This is a genomic window from Sphingorhabdus arenilitoris (assembly GCF_042651485.1).
GTDB classification, from domain to species: domain Bacteria; phylum Pseudomonadota; class Alphaproteobacteria; order Sphingomonadales; family Sphingomonadaceae; genus Sphingorhabdus_B; species Sphingorhabdus_B arenilitoris.
In genome coordinates, this window is record NZ_JBHSDH010000013.1 from 1,524,498 (window position 1) to 1,539,941 (window position 15,444).

The 15,444-nt window shown below is 55.8% G+C and carries 18 protein-coding genes; 12 read left to right on the forward strand and 6 right to left on the reverse strand.

Annotated elements, in window-relative coordinates; genetic code table 11:
• Position 1: 1 nt before the first annotated feature.
• Entirely contained in the window at positions 2 to 430 is a 429-nt protein-coding gene (locus ACFOWX_RS11535; RefSeq protein ID WP_381424237.1) for a hypothetical protein, read from the forward strand.
• Here the strand turns inward: ACFOWX_RS11535 and ACFOWX_RS11540 are convergent.
• The 5 genes from ACFOWX_RS11540 to thrS form a co-directional block, all read right to left on the reverse strand.
• Entirely contained in the window at positions 427 to 1,116 is a 690-nt protein-coding gene (locus ACFOWX_RS11540; protein WP_381424239.1) for a CHAP domain-containing protein, read from the reverse strand. The two genes, ACFOWX_RS11535 and ACFOWX_RS11540, sit on opposite strands and share 4 nt — an antisense overlap.
• A 125-nt stretch (positions 1,117 to 1,241) precedes the next feature.
• On the reverse strand, positions 1,242 to 1,376 hold the full coding sequence (locus ACFOWX_RS11545; protein WP_381424242.1) for a hypothetical protein: 135 nt from the start codon (positions 1,374 to 1,376) through the stop codon (positions 1,242 to 1,244).
• Positions 1,377 to 1,382: 6 nt separating this feature from the next.
• Positions 1,383 to 2,045: a hypothetical protein gene (locus ACFOWX_RS11550; protein WP_381424243.1), complete on the reverse strand. Its 663-nt coding sequence runs from the start codon at positions 2,043 to 2,045 to the stop codon at positions 1,383 to 1,385.
• A gap of 24 nt (positions 2,046 to 2,069) precedes the next feature.
• Positions 2,070 to 2,495 carry a CopM family metallochaperone gene (gene copM, locus ACFOWX_RS11555; RefSeq protein WP_381424245.1) on the reverse strand — a complete coding sequence of 142 codons (426 nt, stop codon included), beginning with the start codon at positions 2,493 to 2,495 and terminating at the stop codon, positions 2,070 to 2,072.
• Positions 2,492 to 4,501, reverse strand: coding sequence for a threonine--tRNA ligase (gene thrS / locus ACFOWX_RS11560; RefSeq protein ID WP_381424247.1), 2,010 nt, complete (start codon positions 4,499 to 4,501; stop codon positions 2,492 to 2,494). The genes copM and thrS overlap by 4 nt, the downstream gene beginning before the upstream one ends.
• A gap of 174 nt (positions 4,502 to 4,675) precedes the next feature.
• Between thrS and ACFOWX_RS11565 the strand changes: the two genes are divergently transcribed.
• The 6 genes from ACFOWX_RS11565 (at position 4,676) to ACFOWX_RS11590 (ending at position 9,730) form a co-directional block, all read left to right on the forward strand.
• Entirely contained in the window at positions 4,676 to 5,317 is a 642-nt protein-coding gene (locus ACFOWX_RS11565; protein ID WP_381424249.1) for a hypothetical protein, read from the forward strand.
• A gap of 146 nt (positions 5,318 to 5,463) precedes the next feature.
• On the forward strand, positions 5,464 to 6,687 hold the full coding sequence (locus ACFOWX_RS11570) for a YjgN family protein (protein ID WP_381424251.1): 1,224 nt from the start codon (positions 5,464 to 5,466) through the stop codon (positions 6,685 to 6,687).
• Positions 6,688 to 7,848 carry a M48 family metallopeptidase gene (locus tag ACFOWX_RS11575; protein WP_381424253.1) on the forward strand — a complete coding sequence of 387 codons (1,161 nt, stop codon included), beginning with the start codon at positions 6,688 to 6,690 and terminating at the stop codon, positions 7,846 to 7,848.
• Between the two features lie 46 nt (positions 7,849 to 7,894).
• Positions 7,895 to 8,149: a DUF6356 family protein gene (locus ACFOWX_RS11580; RefSeq protein ID WP_381424255.1), complete on the forward strand. Its 255-nt coding sequence runs from the start codon at positions 7,895 to 7,897 to the stop codon at positions 8,147 to 8,149.
• Between the two features lie 8 nt (positions 8,150 to 8,157).
• A complete protein-coding gene (locus ACFOWX_RS11585) occupies positions 8,158 to 8,904 on the forward strand; it encodes an alpha/beta hydrolase (RefSeq protein ID WP_381424257.1) in 747 nt (248 codons plus the stop codon).
• Positions 8,905 to 8,935: 31 nt separating this feature from the next.
• Entirely contained in the window at positions 8,936 to 9,730 is a 795-nt protein-coding gene (locus ACFOWX_RS11590) for a hypothetical protein (protein WP_381424259.1), read from the forward strand.
• A 127-nt stretch (positions 9,731 to 9,857) separates the two neighbouring features.
• On the opposite strand, the gene ACFOWX_RS11595 is transcribed toward ACFOWX_RS11590, so the two are convergent.
• On the reverse strand, positions 9,858 to 10,619 hold the full coding sequence (locus tag ACFOWX_RS11595) for an SIMPL domain-containing protein (RefSeq protein ID WP_381424260.1): 762 nt from the start codon (positions 10,617 to 10,619) through the stop codon (positions 9,858 to 9,860).
• Between the two features lie 136 nt (positions 10,620 to 10,755).
• On the opposite strand from ACFOWX_RS11595, the gene ACFOWX_RS11600 reads away from it, so the two are divergent.
• The 5 genes from ACFOWX_RS11600 (at position 10,756) to ACFOWX_RS11620 (ending at position 15,443) form a co-directional block, all read left to right on the forward strand.
• A complete protein-coding gene (locus ACFOWX_RS11600) occupies positions 10,756 to 11,196 on the forward strand; it encodes a VOC family protein (RefSeq protein WP_381424262.1) in 441 nt (146 codons plus the stop codon).
• Positions 11,190 to 11,921: a hydroxyacylglutathione hydrolase gene (gene gloB, locus ACFOWX_RS11605; RefSeq protein ID WP_381424264.1), complete on the forward strand. Its 732-nt coding sequence runs from the start codon at positions 11,190 to 11,192 to the stop codon at positions 11,919 to 11,921. The genes ACFOWX_RS11600 and gloB overlap by 7 nt, the downstream gene beginning before the upstream one ends.
• A gap of 137 nt (positions 11,922 to 12,058) precedes the next feature.
• Positions 12,059 to 13,663 (forward strand): NAD(P)/FAD-dependent oxidoreductase, encoded by a 1,605-nt coding sequence (locus ACFOWX_RS11610; protein ID WP_381424266.1) that lies wholly within the window; start codon positions 12,059 to 12,061, stop codon positions 13,661 to 13,663.
• Between the two features lie 5 nt (positions 13,664 to 13,668).
• The gene (locus ACFOWX_RS11615; protein ID WP_381424268.1) at positions 13,669 to 14,079 is read left to right on the forward strand and encodes a GtrA family protein; all 411 of its coding nucleotides are present in this window, start codon (positions 13,669 to 13,671) and stop codon (positions 14,077 to 14,079) included.
• Positions 14,076 to 15,443, forward strand: a complete 1,368-nt coding sequence (locus ACFOWX_RS11620; RefSeq protein ID WP_381424271.1) for a sulfatase-like hydrolase/transferase — start codon at positions 14,076 to 14,078, stop codon at positions 15,441 to 15,443. The genes ACFOWX_RS11615 and ACFOWX_RS11620 overlap by 4 nt, the downstream gene beginning before the upstream one ends.
• Position 15,444: the final 1 nt, after the last annotated feature.

Sequence of the window (15,444 nt, forward strand, 5' to 3'; positions counted from 1 at the left end):
TATGCAAATCAGTAAGGCAATAGGAGTGTTGATTTTGGCTTCTTCATACCCCGGTCTGGCTTGCAGTCCACCTCCACCGCAGTCGCTGACAGACGAGGAGAGAATTGAAATTGAAAAGCAGCAAGAAGAGGATTTCATAAACTTCGCCCAAAACTCTCAAGCTATTGTTGAGATTAGGGCGCTAACGTCGTCGGGAGAAAATTTTTCGTCAATGCTTGTCGAGATACGCAAGGTGCATTTTGGCAAAGCTAAGGCCGACAAGGTCATGAAATTGCGCACTGTTGGGGATTCCTTATGTGGGCCAGGCGGTCTTAAGCGGGGACAAGGGGGCTATACTATCTTAAAAAGCGGACGACAGAAAACATTCAACGGTCTGCTCGGGGACCACCAAATCAAATTGCTTCAGAAGGCGGGGCTATTGGCCGCTTAATTGCCCAGCGATCCGATTAGGTCGCCGATCACGTCCTTATCTGCGGTGGGTGCAGGTTTCGTCATTCTCCCTATCGGAGCTGCGGGGCGGGGCCATGTGGTTTTTTGTTCATTGGCCGCTTTGCTCGTGACTTCCGAAAGGGTCCGGCTTGACAAGTTAAAGCTGCGGGCCAGCGCGGTGTCTGCTTTGACGGCGACGCGCACCTCACCTTGGCGCTGTCCGGCCGGAGTGATCCGTGCATTACCCCCCAAAAGCTGCGCCAGTGCCAAAAGTGCCTCATGGTCGCTGCGCCGCTGTTTGGGATAGATAAATCCATTGAGCGGCCATTCGGTCGTGCCCAGCGCATCATTGGGGGTGTACCATACGCGCACCCGGCTCCAATCGCCCGCGTCGGAGGCATCGACAACCTTGACATTTTCTTCAACATGGCCGCGCTTGCCGTTGATCGTCGACCAATTTGCATGGCTGATGATGACGGTCCGGCTGTCGATAATCTGACGCACGGCAGCGACATGGCCCAATTGCATCGATCCATGCGGACGAAAAGACATGATCGCGCCAACACGCGGCTTTTCCCCGCGTTGATAGCGCCCCTGCGCCTGATCCCACCATGTGTGCGCATCGCCGCGTATTTCTATGCCGGTCAGCGCCCGCGCATAGGGCACACATTGCAGGTCTTCGTTCAAGGCCCGTGCGGATACCGAGTGCAAGAAAGCTAGCAAGAGCAAAAGGATCGTCAGCGGTCGCATGGTTAACATGGACGTAGCGAGCAATGCCGAAAGCGGGGCTAAAGAACATGGTTAATCGAATCCTAATGCACTGCCTCGCTGCCGCCAGCTCTTTTCAAAGTGACCAGCCACACATCAGGCGGCGCACCATAGCGGAGCGGCACGATTGATGTGCCCAGACCAGCGGTAACGACCACATTCTTTCCGCGCCGCAGCATATTTCGCTACCGGACCACATTCGAAATGGCGCCGTCGTCATGCCGCGCTTTTAGGGTCGCAAGTGGCATTTCAATTGTGCCTTCATAATATGTATCGGAACGCGCCTGACCGCTGCTGATATCCTGACGGGCTCCTTTTGCGCGGTTATATACTGTCCGGGGCAGCGACAGCGTTACCCTATCCCCGTCAACCCGTTCGACGCGCACCACGCCATAATCTGATCCCAGGCTTTGGCTTTCTGCTTCTGGGATGAACCGGTCGACCGCAACCTGATAAATATCTCCTGCCTTTGGCGCGGCGATCAGCAATTTTTCTTCTGCCTTCTCCCGATTGCCAGTAACCACGGCAGAGGCGATGAATAGGACAATCGCTCCGGCGGCTATTGCCCAGCCCCAGCGGTCAAAAAACGGAACCGGGCTTTTGGATTTGACCGCCTCACCCGATAGGCCGTCTGTCTGCACCGGCGCGGGCATATCGTAAAGATTGTGACAGGTGGCGCAGCGCCGATGATATTGCAGGCCCGTGGCCCACCGGATCACAAACCAAATATGCCGCATTTTGTAACTGGCAAAATGGGTGAAGCTGCGCTGTTCCTTGCACACATCGCAATATTGCGTGCCGCCATCACCGGCGGCGACCATTTTACCCTTTGAACCCCAAATCAACATATAACCTCTCCCCCCTATTGATTATCAATGCCCCATGGCTGCATGGTCCACAGCATCGCTGCCCGCCGCCGCAGGATCAATCCCCCGTTTTTTCAACCAAGCTTCCATTTGCGCAATCTCGGCTTTTTGCGCTTTGATCACCGCCTCGGCCAACGCCCGGCTTTCCGGGTCCTTGCCATATTTCAAGGCAATTTCCGCCATTTCCACTGCACCTTGATGATGCGGGATCATGCCGCGCATAAAGGCTTCGTCGGCATCCGCGGGAATATCGCCCATGCCTTTATGCATTTTGTCATTGGCGGCGGTATAGGCTTTTTGAGCTTCGTTCATCCCCGCTGTATCGGGCGCAGCGGCCTCTGGATCCGGCACCCGTTCGCCGGCGTTGGGGTCATGTTCCGGCTGCGTACAGGCGGCAAGCAGCAAAAGCGGCAGTAAAGCTAATTTCTTCATGATCGGTGTCCTTTCAAATCCGGCGGCGTCGCTTCTTCGGACAGCATTGCCACCGCTTCGTCTACGCTCATAATCCGCTGCCCTTGGCTACCCAAGGTGCGGATCGCCACCTTGCCCTCTTCGGCTTCGCGTTTGCCGATCACCAATATGTGCGGGACTTTGGCGACGCTATGTTCGCGCACCTTATAATTTATGCTTTCATTGCGGTAATCGCTTTCTACCCGGATGCCTGCGGCTTTCAGCTTTGCCATTACGGTTTCGGCATAGGGATCGGCATCGGACACAATTGTCGCTACTACCGCCTGAACCGGCGCGAGCCAAACGGGCATGCGGCCCGCGAAATGTTCGATCAATATGCCGATAAAGCGTTCGTAAGATCCAAAGATCGCACGGTGCAGCATAACGGGGCGGTGGCGTGCGCCATCCTCACCGACATAACTGGCATCGAGCCGGTCGGGCAGCACGCGGTCCCCCTGTATCGTGCCGACTTGCCATGTGCGGCCAATGGCGTCGGTTAAATGCCATTCCAGCTTAGGCGCATAAAATGCCCCTTCACCGGGCAGCTCTTCCCAGCCATATTCCGCATTATCCATGCCCGCTGCGGCCACCGCATCGCGCATTTCCTGTTCCGCCTTGTCCCAATCGGCGTCGCTGCCAAAGCGTTTTTCGGGGCGCAGCGCCAATTTGACCTGATAGGTAAATCCGAAATCCTGATAGATACGGTCGGCCAGCGCGCAGAATTTGCGCACCTCCTCCACCACTTGATCCTCGCGGCAGAAAATATGCGCATCATCCTGCGTAAATTGCCGCACCCGCATCAATCCATGCAGCGCGCCATGCGGTTCATTGCGGTGGCAACAGCCATTTTCATACAGGCGCAGCGGCAAATCGCGGTAGCTTTTGATACCCTGTTTGAACACTAGGATATGCGCCGGGCAATTCATCGGCTTCATCGCCATCCAAGCGGCGTCATCGGCAATGTGGGGCGAGCCATCTTCGCCATCGGGCACAATATCGGGCACCGCGAACATATTTTCCGCATATTTGCCCCAATGGCCCGATTGTTCCCATTGCCGCACATCCATCAGCTGCGGCGTTTTAATCTCATTATAACCGCCATCATCGATTGCGCGGCGCATATAAGCCTCCAGCTGGCGCCAGATGGTAAAGCCATGCGGATGCCAGAAGACGCTGCCTTGCGCTTCATGCTGCAAATGGAACAGGTCCATTTCCTGACCCAGCCGCCGGTGGTCGCGCTTTGCCGCTTCCTCCAGCATGGTCAGATGCGCGTTCAGCTGTTTCTTGTTGAGCCAGCCAGTGCCGTAAATGCGGGTCAGCTGCGCATTGCGTTGATCCCCGCGCCAATAGGCCCCAGCCACGCGGGTGAGTTTGAACGCATCGGGGTCCAGCTTTCCAGTGCTGGCAAGATGCGGCCCGCGGCACATATCAAGCCAATTATCCCCTGACCAATATACCGTAAGCTCCTCATTTTCGGGCAGCTCCTTTGCCCATTCCGCCTTAAACGCTTCGCCGTCCGTTTCCCATTTGGCGATCAAGTCGGCGCGGCTCCAAACCTCGCGGCGCAGCGGTTTGTCGGCGCGGATTATCTCGCGCATTTTTTCTTCGATCGCGGGCAAATCGTCGGTGGTAAACGGCCCGCGCGAGGCAGGGGCCATGACATCATAATAAAATCCGTCATCGGTGGCGGGGCCAAACGTGATTTGCGTGCCGGGATACAGCGCCTGCACCGCTTCGGCCAGCACATGGGCAAAATCATGCCGGGCGAGCTCCAACGCATCGGCCTCATCCCGGGCGGTGATAAGCGCCAAAGCGGCGTCGCGTTCCAAGGGGCGCATAATATCATATAGCTCCCCGTCGACGCGCGCGGCAATCGCTGCCTTGGCAAGGCCAGGGCCAATGGCAGCGGCAATATCGCCCGGCGTCGTGCCGCTTTCCACCTCGCGCAGAGAGCCATCGGGAAGGGTAATTTGTATCATCTGTGTCATGGCCAAATCCTATGCCGAGTTTGTCCCCACGCGGCAAGAGCAGATAAGCGAGATACCATCCTGTTAAAGCTACAAAAGCAACAGCATCATAAAAGAAAAAGGGAAACAGGCGGCGAGGCAAAAAGCCGCGCAGGGCGGCGCATAGGCGGATAAGGATGGTATTTGGAAAATATATTGACATTTACGAACCTATATGGTTATATTGTCCTTATGTCAAATAGCTTCCCCTTCACCCCCGTCCCCCGCAAACGTAGCCGTGCCGACGGGTGGAGCGCGGCGCGGCAACGCGAATTTATCGCGGCGCTGGCCGATTGCGGGATTGTCTCTGCCGCGGCTGAACGGGTGGGCATGAACCGGATCAGCGCCTACCGTCTGCGCGATGCCGATGGCGCAGAGGAATTTGCCGAGGCATGGGACAAGGCGCAAAATTGCGGTTTTGCACGGCTTCAGGATATAGCAATGGATCGGGCGGTGAACGGCGTTGCGGTGCCGCATTATTATAAGGGCGAGAAGGTGGGCGAAACCCGCTGGTATGACAACCGGCTGCTCACCTTCTTGCTGCGTCAGACACAATCCCGCCGTTTTGGCCCGTTCGCCGCCGATATGGATTTTACCGAGCATCTGGCCGAGACCGAAAAAGCAAAAGCCCGCCAAAATGCCGCCGCCATCCAAAAACTGCGCGGTGCAATGGACAGCTATGACAAAATGATACAGCAGGAATATGATCTCCCCGCCGAAGAGCGTTCCCCCGAACTGAACGACTGGATCCATAAACGCGACACGCTCGACAATGAGATTATCCGGCGGGGCGGGTGAATGTGCCCGTTGGTCGGCGCCGTTGCAAGCGCCTGCGTTTCAATATTGCACCAATAACGCCGCTGCGCCTCTGTTATCCCGCTTGACAGTCCCCCTGTATAACTGCGAACAAATGACTTTCGGTTTGCATAAGGGGATCAAAGGGTATGCACGGTCATATTGACAAGGAAACACCGGCCACGCCAGAGGGCAGCGCGTTTGAATTTAAGGGCAATTGGGCCGCGTTTGGTAAAATTGCGCTCACCAATTTGCTGCTGACGATCGTGACGCTCGGCGTCTATCGTTTTTGGGCGACGACGCGGGAACGCAAATATTTATGGGCCGAAACCCGTTTCATTGATGACCGGCTGGAATGGACGGGCACGGGCCTTGAATTGCTGATCGGCTTTGTCCTTGTTATCATCCTGTTTTTTGTGCCTTTGCTCGGCATCCAATTTTTGCAGCAGGCCTTGGTCGCGCGTGATCAATTGGCGGCGGCGGGTTCGCTGACTATGGTGTTGTTCATATTGATATTCTACATCACTGGCCTCGCCCGCTATCGCGCGCTGCGGTATCGTTTGTCGCGCACTTATTGGCACGGGATCCGGGGCGGCAGCGATGATCAGGGGTTGGGCTACGGCGTGTCCTATATGTGGAAAACCTTCATCGGATATGCGGTAATGGGTCTGCTTATTCCATGGTCGATGATGTCGCTATGGAATGAACGCTGGGGCAAAATGAGTTTTGGCCAGCATCAATTCCACGCGATTGGCGATTATAGCGATACATTCAAACGCTATTTGCTCTTTTACCTGTCACCGTTCCTTCTGATCGTGGGCGGCTTTTTCGCCGGTGCCGTGTCAGTCGGTATGGGATCACCCACCACCGCAGCGGTATCGGTAATTGGGTTGGTGTTGTTTTTCTACATCGGGCTTGGCCTGATCGCCATGGCATTTTACGCCAAATTTTTCCGTGTGGCGATTGACGGTTTATCCCTGCAAAAGCTTGATTTCGGATTTTCGGCGCGGACGAAGGATTGGTTGATCCTGTTCCTGGGCGATGCGGGCCTGTGGTTACTGGCGGCGGCGGCGGTCGCCCTGCCCGCGATCGCGCTGGCCGGAACCGTCGGCTGGTTAAATGATTTTCAATTTCCGCAGCCGGGCGACGATGCGGCCGCTGTCTATCTGACGCTGTTTGTTCCGATGATAATTTTCGCGGTCATTCCCTTCCTGCTGATCGGGCCGTTTATCCGGTACCGGCATTGGCGTTTTTTCATCACCTATTTGCAATGCTACGGCGAAATTAACCTCGATGAGCTAACCCAATCGGAAACAACGACCGCGAAACATGGCGAAGGATTGCTCGACGCCTTTGATGTGGGTGCGATATAAATGTCGTTAAAGGCATGGTTTTATGACGGCAAAACGGCGGCGCGGCGCGATGTAGAGATTCAAGCCATTGGCAAGAATTTCTATCTGGCCGAAGTCGAACGCCGTCATGGCCCCTATGCCTTTGCCGATTTGCATTATGCGGGGCAACAGGGTGTTTCCCATGTCTATAAGCATGATGATATCGACGGTTGGCGCATGGGCATGCAAGGGTCCGTCCCGGCGGAGCTGGAGGGCTTGCTGCCGGCGCGCGGTCAATATGGCCGGTGGATTGACAAAATTGGGCTCGGCAAAGCGATAGTCGTTTTTGCAGGTGTCAGCGCCGCCGTCGTTGCGGTGATATTATGGAGCCCGCAATGGCTCGCGCCGCTGGTTCCGCCGAGCGTGGAGAAGCAATTGGGCAACGCGCTGGTCGGCGATTTTGGCGGCCGGTTTTGCGACACCAAACCGGGCAAGCAGGCATTGACCAAGCTCGCTAGTCAGCTTGATGAAAATGTCAGCGACATTGATATTGAGGTGGCCAATATCGATATGATTAACGCCGTCGCCCTGCCCGGCGGGAAAGTCATTATCTTCAACGGATTGTTGCAGGATACCCCGTCCGCCGACGCGGTCGCGGGCGTGCTGGCCCATGAAATTGGTCATGTGCGCGAACGCCATGTGATGCAGTCGTTGATCCGGCAAATGGGTTTAAGCGTTGTCATGGGCGGGCTGGACGGTAATGTCGGCGGCACGCTCAACGGCCTGTTATCCATGGGCTATAGCCGCGCGGCGGAAACGGAGGCCGATAATCACGCCATCAAAGCGCTCGCCCGGTCCGATATTTCGCCCATTCCCACCGCCCAGTTTTTCGACAAGCTCGCGCAATTGGAAAGCTTTGAGGAAGAGCGGGAGCAAGATGGCGCGGCCAAAAATGGCAAGGGACAAAAAGCCGACGTAAAAACGAATAATGCGGGAACCCTGATGGGATATTTATCCAGCCACCCGCTGTCGGAAAATCGCAAGGCGCAATTTGAAAAAAGCCTGATTAAAGGAAAATCTTACCGCCCCGTATTGACCAAGGCCGAATGGAATGACCTGCGTAATATGTGCCGCGATGATAAAGATGTGAAATCGGGTTTCGGTTTTGACTTTGGGCAAAAGGATCCTAAGGAAAAGCCATAAATGGCCCCGATTATAGGGGCCCTGACCCAAAGGAGTAGCCCTGAAAATGTTCAAGCGCCTGTTCATTGACCATCCGAAAACCGTTGATGAAAGCTATTTGGAACATTTCCGCTTTGCCGCGAAATTTGGGTTGCGGATGATTTGGGGGGGTATGGGCGCAGTCGTTCACGCCATCATCCCCGGCCTTTGCAAAAGCACGGGCAGCAGCACGATCCGCAAATTAAATGATAGCGTGGTCGAACAGCGCGAGGCCAAGCGCAAGGCCAATGGCGAAATGCACAGCATCGAATATATCATCTAGTCATGGAGATGGATCAGGCCCCGTCCCCGCCCGATTTTGTGACCCGCGCAGATGGCGTCCGCCTCGCCTATCGCTACAGTCCCGGCGATGGCCCGGCGATCCTGTTCCTGCCCGGTTATATGTCGGATATGCAGGGCGGCAAAGCGCAGGCGGTCGAGGCATGGGCACGGGCAAACGGCCGCGCCATGTTGCGGCTGGATTATTCGGGCTGCGGCGAAAGCGGCGGCGATTTTGCCGATGGCAGCTTCACGGTTTGGCGGGACGATGTAGTGACTATTTTGGCCGCGGTGGTTACAGGGCCAGTGTTGCTGATCGGATCATCGATGGGCGGGTGGCTGATGCTGCTGCTGGCGCTGGCATTGGGGGACCGGGTTACAGGGATGATCGGCATTGCCGCTGCGCCGGACTTTACCAATTGGGGTTATAGCGAAGCGCAAAAACGAACCCTATTGGAACAAGGCGTGGTGTATGAAGATAACCCCTATGGCCCTGAACCCACGCCGACTTATCGGAAGCTGTTTGAAGATGGGCAAAGCCAGCTGATGCTGGGCGCCACCATCGCAATTGATTGTCCGGTTCGCCTGCTGCACGGGCAATGCGACGCCGATGTGCCGTTTGACATTTCCTTACAGCTGGCCGCGGCGCTGCGTTCATCCGACGTGCAGATAATGCTGGTAAAAGATGGCGACCACCGGCTTTCCCGCGATCAGGATATTGACCTGCTGCTCAATATCCTCAGCCAAATGCCGGCCTGACCATCAAAAGGATAATTTAAGGCCCATGTTTTTGACCGCATTATTGCTGCTCCAAAGCGCAGCCTTGCCGAGTTTTCAGGAAGTGCAGCTGCGCGATTGCATAAAGCTGGCACGCAGCGACCCCAACTCGGCGATTGTCAATGCCGATATAATGACCCGTGCAGGCGGTGGGTATCTGGCCGATATTTGCCAAGCAGAGGCGCATGCGTCGGCGCGCGATTATCCCAAAGCCGCCGATATTTTTGCGAAAGCCGCCGCGCTCGCCGCATCTGCAAAGGACGACCGCGCTGCAAATTTATGGGCGCAAGCGGGCAATGCCGCTATCGCCGCTGGACAAAACGCAAATGCCATAACCTATCTGACCAAAGCATTGGACGGGGCCGGGCAACCCCCGCAGAAACGCGCCGAAATCCTGATCGACCGGGCAAGAGCGCAGGTTGCCAGTGATGGTGCCGACGGTAATGATGTGGCCGAGGATGATGTGGCCGCTGCCAATGCTGATTTGGCCGAAGTCCGCCGGATCACGCCGGATAATGGCTTGGCATGGCTGTTATCCGCTACATTGGCGCGGCGCAGCGGTGATCTGGCGAATGCCCAAAATTACATCAAAACCGCAGCGGACCTGTCGCCCAGCGACGCGGCAGTGGCGTTGGAGGCGGGCAATATTGCGGCCGCCGCTGGTGCCTATCGCATCGCCCGCGAACAATGGCAGCAAGTCATCAAAATCGCCCCCGACAGCCCGCAGGCACAGGCCGCCAAAATATTGCTGAGCGAGCTGGATGCAATCGAAGCAAATGCCGCCGACACAGGCAGTGAAACACGCTAGCATCACCATTTTGGCCTGACATCGCGGGGCACCCCTGCGCCGCAGTCAACGCCGATGGGCGAACCGAGCGGGCGCCCCTAGCAAAACCCCCGCTCGGCCCATAATCCCGCAGGACAGCGCCTGCGGGTTAATCGAGATAATATTCCACAGTGGTGACCACGCGGACCTTTTTATAGGGCGAATCGGCCACGCCCCAGCCGCCGGAATCGCCGTCGCGTGAGGTGACTTCAAAATAGCCCTGCGTTGCCGATTTGATGCTGCCGACGCCGGTGCCGCTATCCTTAGCAAATTGTTCGGCCGATTTGCGGGCGTCTTTGGTCGCTGCTGCAATCATCTGCGGTTTGATGTCGTTCAGCTTGGTAAAGGTGAAGGTCATGCCCGATCCTTCCTCCATTTCCACGCCGCTTTTGACTAGGTCAAATTGCCGTTTGACCGCCGCCTGAGCCTTTTTAATGTCGGTGGTGCGCAGGCTCATCCGCTGCTTCACGGTATAGGTGGCAACCCCATTGTTGATATAGCTGGTGACGTTGGCCCCGGTTGGCTGGATCGCTTCGCCGTCAAAACCCAATATTTTGAAAAATGCCCGGATCGATTGTGTATCGCGGTCCACCTTTGCCTGCGCGCTCTGCAAATCGCCGGTTGTTGCCGAATAAGCGATCGTCCAAGTCGCAAGGTCGGCTGTTACATCGCGTTCATCCAATCCGCGCACGGTAACCGCGCGGTCCGCGCCCTTCATCCGCACCAGCCCATCACCCATTAAATAGCCGCCGATAATCAGGCCGCCTGCGAGCAGCGCACTGCCCGCCAGCCAAGCCTTACGATTATCGTTGCTGATCCGCGCCAATAATCCCGTTTTTGGCGCATTGTTATTTTGATCTTCCTGTACCATCCTACACTCCGTCCTAAAAAGCGGGCCGGGGGCTTGTATATGCCTTTATTCCGGTCCAAATATTGCGAAGCACCCTGATCGGCGAAATGCGCTATCCGCGATGAACCGTTTCTGAACAGCGATGAATGGAGTTACGATGTCCGTCAAATATCTACATAGCATGATCCGCGTCAGCGATCCCGATGCCGCCACCGATTTTTTCAAATTGATTGGATTGGAGGAAGTGCGCCGTTTCGATGTCGAGGCCGGGCGTTTCACACTGATCTTTATGGCCGCCCCGGGGCAAGCCGGACTTGCCGAGGTCGAACTCACCTATAATTGGCCGCCCGAAGATGGCGGCGCGCCCGAAAGCTATTCCGGTGGGCGCAATTTCGGGCATCTGGCCTACCGCGTCGATGACATTTATGAAACCTGTCAGCGGCTGATGGATGCGGGCGTGACGATCAACCGCCCGCCGCGCGACGGGCATATGGCCTTTGTGCTCAGCCCGGACGGGATTTCGGTTGAGCTGTTACAAGACGGAAATCTGCCGCCGCAGGAACCATGGGCCTCCATGCCCAATGTCGGGGAATGGTGATGGCGATCGAAGTCGTCCGTATCCCGGTATTATCCGACAATTATGTCTGGCTGGTGCATGAAGCCAAAAGCGGCGAGACAATGGTGGTGGACCCCGCCGTCGCCGAGCCGGTCCTGGCACAGGCGCAGGCGCGCGGCTGGACGATAACGCAAATTTGGAACACCCATTGGCATCCCGACCATACTGGCGGCAATAAGGCGATTAAGGAAGCAACCGGCTGCACCATCACCGGCCCCGCAGCAGAAGCAGAGCGCATTCCCACGCTCGACATATTGGTCCGCGAAGGCGACATAGTGCGGCTGGGCGATGTCGATGCCCGCGTGATAGATGTTCCGGCGCATACGGCGGGGCATATCGCCTATCACTTCGCCTCCGAAAAAGCGGCTTTCGTGGGCGACACATTATTCGCCATGGGCTGCGGCAGATTATTCGAAGGCACGCCGGATCAAATGTATGCCAATATGCGCAAGCTGGAGGCGTTGGACGACGACACGCTCGTTTATTGCGCGCATGAATATACACAAAGCAATGGCCGTTTCGCTTTGACGGTCGAGCCGGATAACGCCGCTTTATTGGCCCGCATGGAGCAAGTTGACGCGATGCGGGAGAAGGGCGAGCCAACCGTTCCCACCAGCATCGCGGCGGAAAAAGCGACCAACCCGTTTATGCGGGCCGCAAGCGTAGAGCAGCTCGCCGAAAGACGCGCGGCCAAGGACCGGGGGTAGGATTAAGGTCGGGGCGGTTCACCAAACAAATCCCATTTCGGCACAATTTCCTAACCGCTTGTTAACCATCCATTAGCATATTTCGTTCACAGCTTTCCTCAACACCGGATTTATACAAATCAATTGGGGATGTGAACGTGACCAAAGATACCAATATTGTCGATGTGGCGATTATCGGCGCGGGGCCAGCTGGCTTAACCGCCGCCTATTTGCTGTCCAAAAAAGGATATACCGTCAGCGTTATTGAAAAAGACGAACGCTATGTCGGCGGGATCAGCCGCACGGTCGAAGTGGACGGGTATCGTTTTGATATTGGCGGCCACCGCTTTTTTTCAAAGTCCAAAGAGGTCGTCGACCTGTGGAACGAAATCCTGCCCGATGATTTTATTCAGCGCCCCCGGATGAGCCGCATTTATTATGAAGGCAAATTTTACAGCTATCCGTTGCGCGCGTTTGAGGCGCTGTTCAACTTGGGCATCTATCGCTCAACGCTGTGTATGCTGAGCTATGCGAAGGCGAAACTGCTTCCCAACAAGACAATCAAAAGCTTCGAAGATTGGACGGTTAATCAATTCGGCTACAAGCTGTATTCGATCTTCTTCAAAACCTATACGGAGAAAGTATGGGGTATGCCCTGCGACGAAATGAGCGCGGATTGGGCGGCGCAGCGTATCAAGGGCCTGTCACTGTGGAGCGCGGTGACCGACGGATTGAAACGCAGCCTAGGCCTGAATAAGCGGCCCAATGACGGCATGGCGACCAAAACCTTGCTGGAAACTTTCCGCTATCCCCGGCTTGGTCCTGGCATGATGTGGGAAGCGGCGCGGGACAAGGTTCGCGCGGCGGGCAATGACGTGCTGATGGGCCATAGTTTCAAACAATTGGCGCAGGATGCCGCTGGCAATTGGCGCATGACCGCCACAAAAACCGATGGCAGCGAGACGGTGATTACCGCCAAACATGTGATCAGCAGCGCGCCGATGCGCGAACTGGCCGCGCGTATCCATCCGCTGCCTACCTCGATTCCGCAGGCGTCGGACCTGAAATATCGCGATTACCTCACAGTTGTTTTGATGATCAAATCGGATGACCTGTTCCCCGACAATTGGATTTATATCCATGACAGCAAGGTGCAGGTTGGCCGCGTCCAAAATTATCGCAGCTGGTCCCCAGAAATGGTGCCCGACCCATCGATTGCCTGTGTTGGCCTGGAATATTTCTGCTTCGAAAATGATGGCCTCTGGTCGTCAACCGATGAAGCTTTGGTTGAGCTTGGCAAAAAGGAAATGGGCATATTGGGCCTGTGCAAACCCGAAGACGTCATTCGCGGCGTGGTGGTGCGTCAGGAAAAAGCCTATCCTGTTTATGACGATAGCTATGCCGCCAATGTAGAAGCGATGCGCAGCGAGCTGGAAAGCAAATTTCCAACATTGCATATGGTCGGCCGCAACGGGATGCACCGCTATAATAATCAGGATCACGCCATGATGACGGCGATGCTGACCGTCGAAAATATCGATGCCGGTGCACGGGTCTATAATATCTGGAATGTCAACGAAGACGCCGAATATCATGAAAGCGGTGACGAAGGCGAAAAAGCCGTCTTTACCGAAGCCCCCGCCGCCAAAGGCGCGGAGCTGTCGGAAGGACAAGCCGCCGCGCTGCAATCCGAACGCGATGTGCCAAAACGTATCGCCAAGGATGACGATGAAGCCCAGAATAGCGATAGCAAAGCAGCATAACATCCATGGAACGCGCCCTATCCTCTGCGCTTGACCTGTGGCACCGTTTTACCATCACTCGGTATCTGGTGGCCAGCATCGTTGCGCTTGCCTTTGACGTCGCGATATTTTCAAGCGCGGTCGCGCTCCATATGGAGGCGGCCTATGCCTCGGCAATCGGATATTGCGCAGGAATAGTGATCCATTGGATGGTCAGCGCCAATTTCGTATTCACTGGCAAAACCCGCGAGGGCGCTGCTTTGCAATGGCAACGCGTTTTATTTGCTGGATCGGCGCTGCTGGGTCTGGGCATTACCGTTGCCACCGTATTTCTGCTCACCGAAATTGGCATCCATGCCGTCGCGGCCAAAGGCGCCGCAGTAGCGATCAGCTTTGTTGCGGTTTATGCCGCGCGTAAATGGGGAGTTTTCCGGTGACGACAGCCGCAGCGATCGAAACCAAACCGGCCTTTGCCTTTGACGATGAATGGCGCCGTTTTGGCAATTGGCTCCTCACTTGGGTCGTTATGACCAATATCGGCTTTGTCGCGCTTTGGTTTGTCGGCGCGCCGCCGCGCTTTTTTGACATTGTTGTGGCAGGTTTCGTTGGCCTGATCGTCAAACGCTTCCCCTTTTGGCTGCGTTACATCAGCTTTGCAGGCTTCATGGTTTGGACCGTGCTGAAATTCGTCGGCGGATTGTTCAGCCTGACGATGTCATCATTGCTCTATTCGATCCAATTTTTCCTGGAGCTCAAGCCGGAAAATTCGGTGGAATATATCGGCGTTGGCGTGGTCATATTGCTGATCCTTGGGCTCGCGTTCAAAGTGATCCGCCGCGATCAAAATTTCGCCAACCCTTGGATGATATTGGGCGGCGCGGCTGCGTTCCTCAGCCTTGCGGCGCTTGACATTCAAATGGGCAAAGACATGCGCGGCCATTATTTCCGCAGCGCCCCCGAAGGCGCGGTATTTGGCTCGGCTTCATCGAAAAGCGGCTTTATCGCGGGCACAGATGGCAAACGCCATCTGATGCTGGTAATCGTTGAATCGCTTGGCGTGCCAAAGGATAATGCCGAGATGAACCGGCTGCTATTCGCGCATTATAAAGAAAGCGCGGCGGTCGGTGCCCGCTATGATGTGTCGCAAGGGACAACGCCCTTTTACAACAGCACCACCGCCGGTGAAGTGCGCGAATTGTGCGGGCGCTGGGGTGATTATTATGACTTGCTCGATAAAAAAGATGCAGGCTGCTTACCGGCGCAGCTCGCCAAAAAAGGATATGCAACCGAAGCGGTGCACAGCTTTGTCGGCTCCTTTTTCAAGCGCGAAGAATGGTATCCCAATATCGGATTTGAAAAACGCAGCTTTGCCAGCGACCTGAAAGGACAAGGCGCCCGGCCATGCGGCGGCGTGTTCCCCGGGGCCTGTGACCGCGATGTTGTAAAGATATTGGGCGAGAAACTACGCGCCGCAAAACAACCGACTTTCCTCTATTGGCTGACGCTCAATTCGCATCTTCCGGTACCGCCGGGGCTGAACCTGAATGTCGATAAATGCGCGCGCGTATCCCCCAAATTGGCCGAAGAATTTCCGCAGATTTGCCGCCAATTTGCGATCTGGAACGATATTGATGTCGCAATGGTGCGGGAAATAACCGCAAAGGATTTCCCCGATACCGACATATTGATCGTTGGCGACCATATGCCGCCCTTTTTCGACAAGCATCAGCGCACTCAATTCGACCCGGAAACCGTGCCATGGCTGTATCTGCGCCGCAAGGACAATAGCGGAGCACAATAGG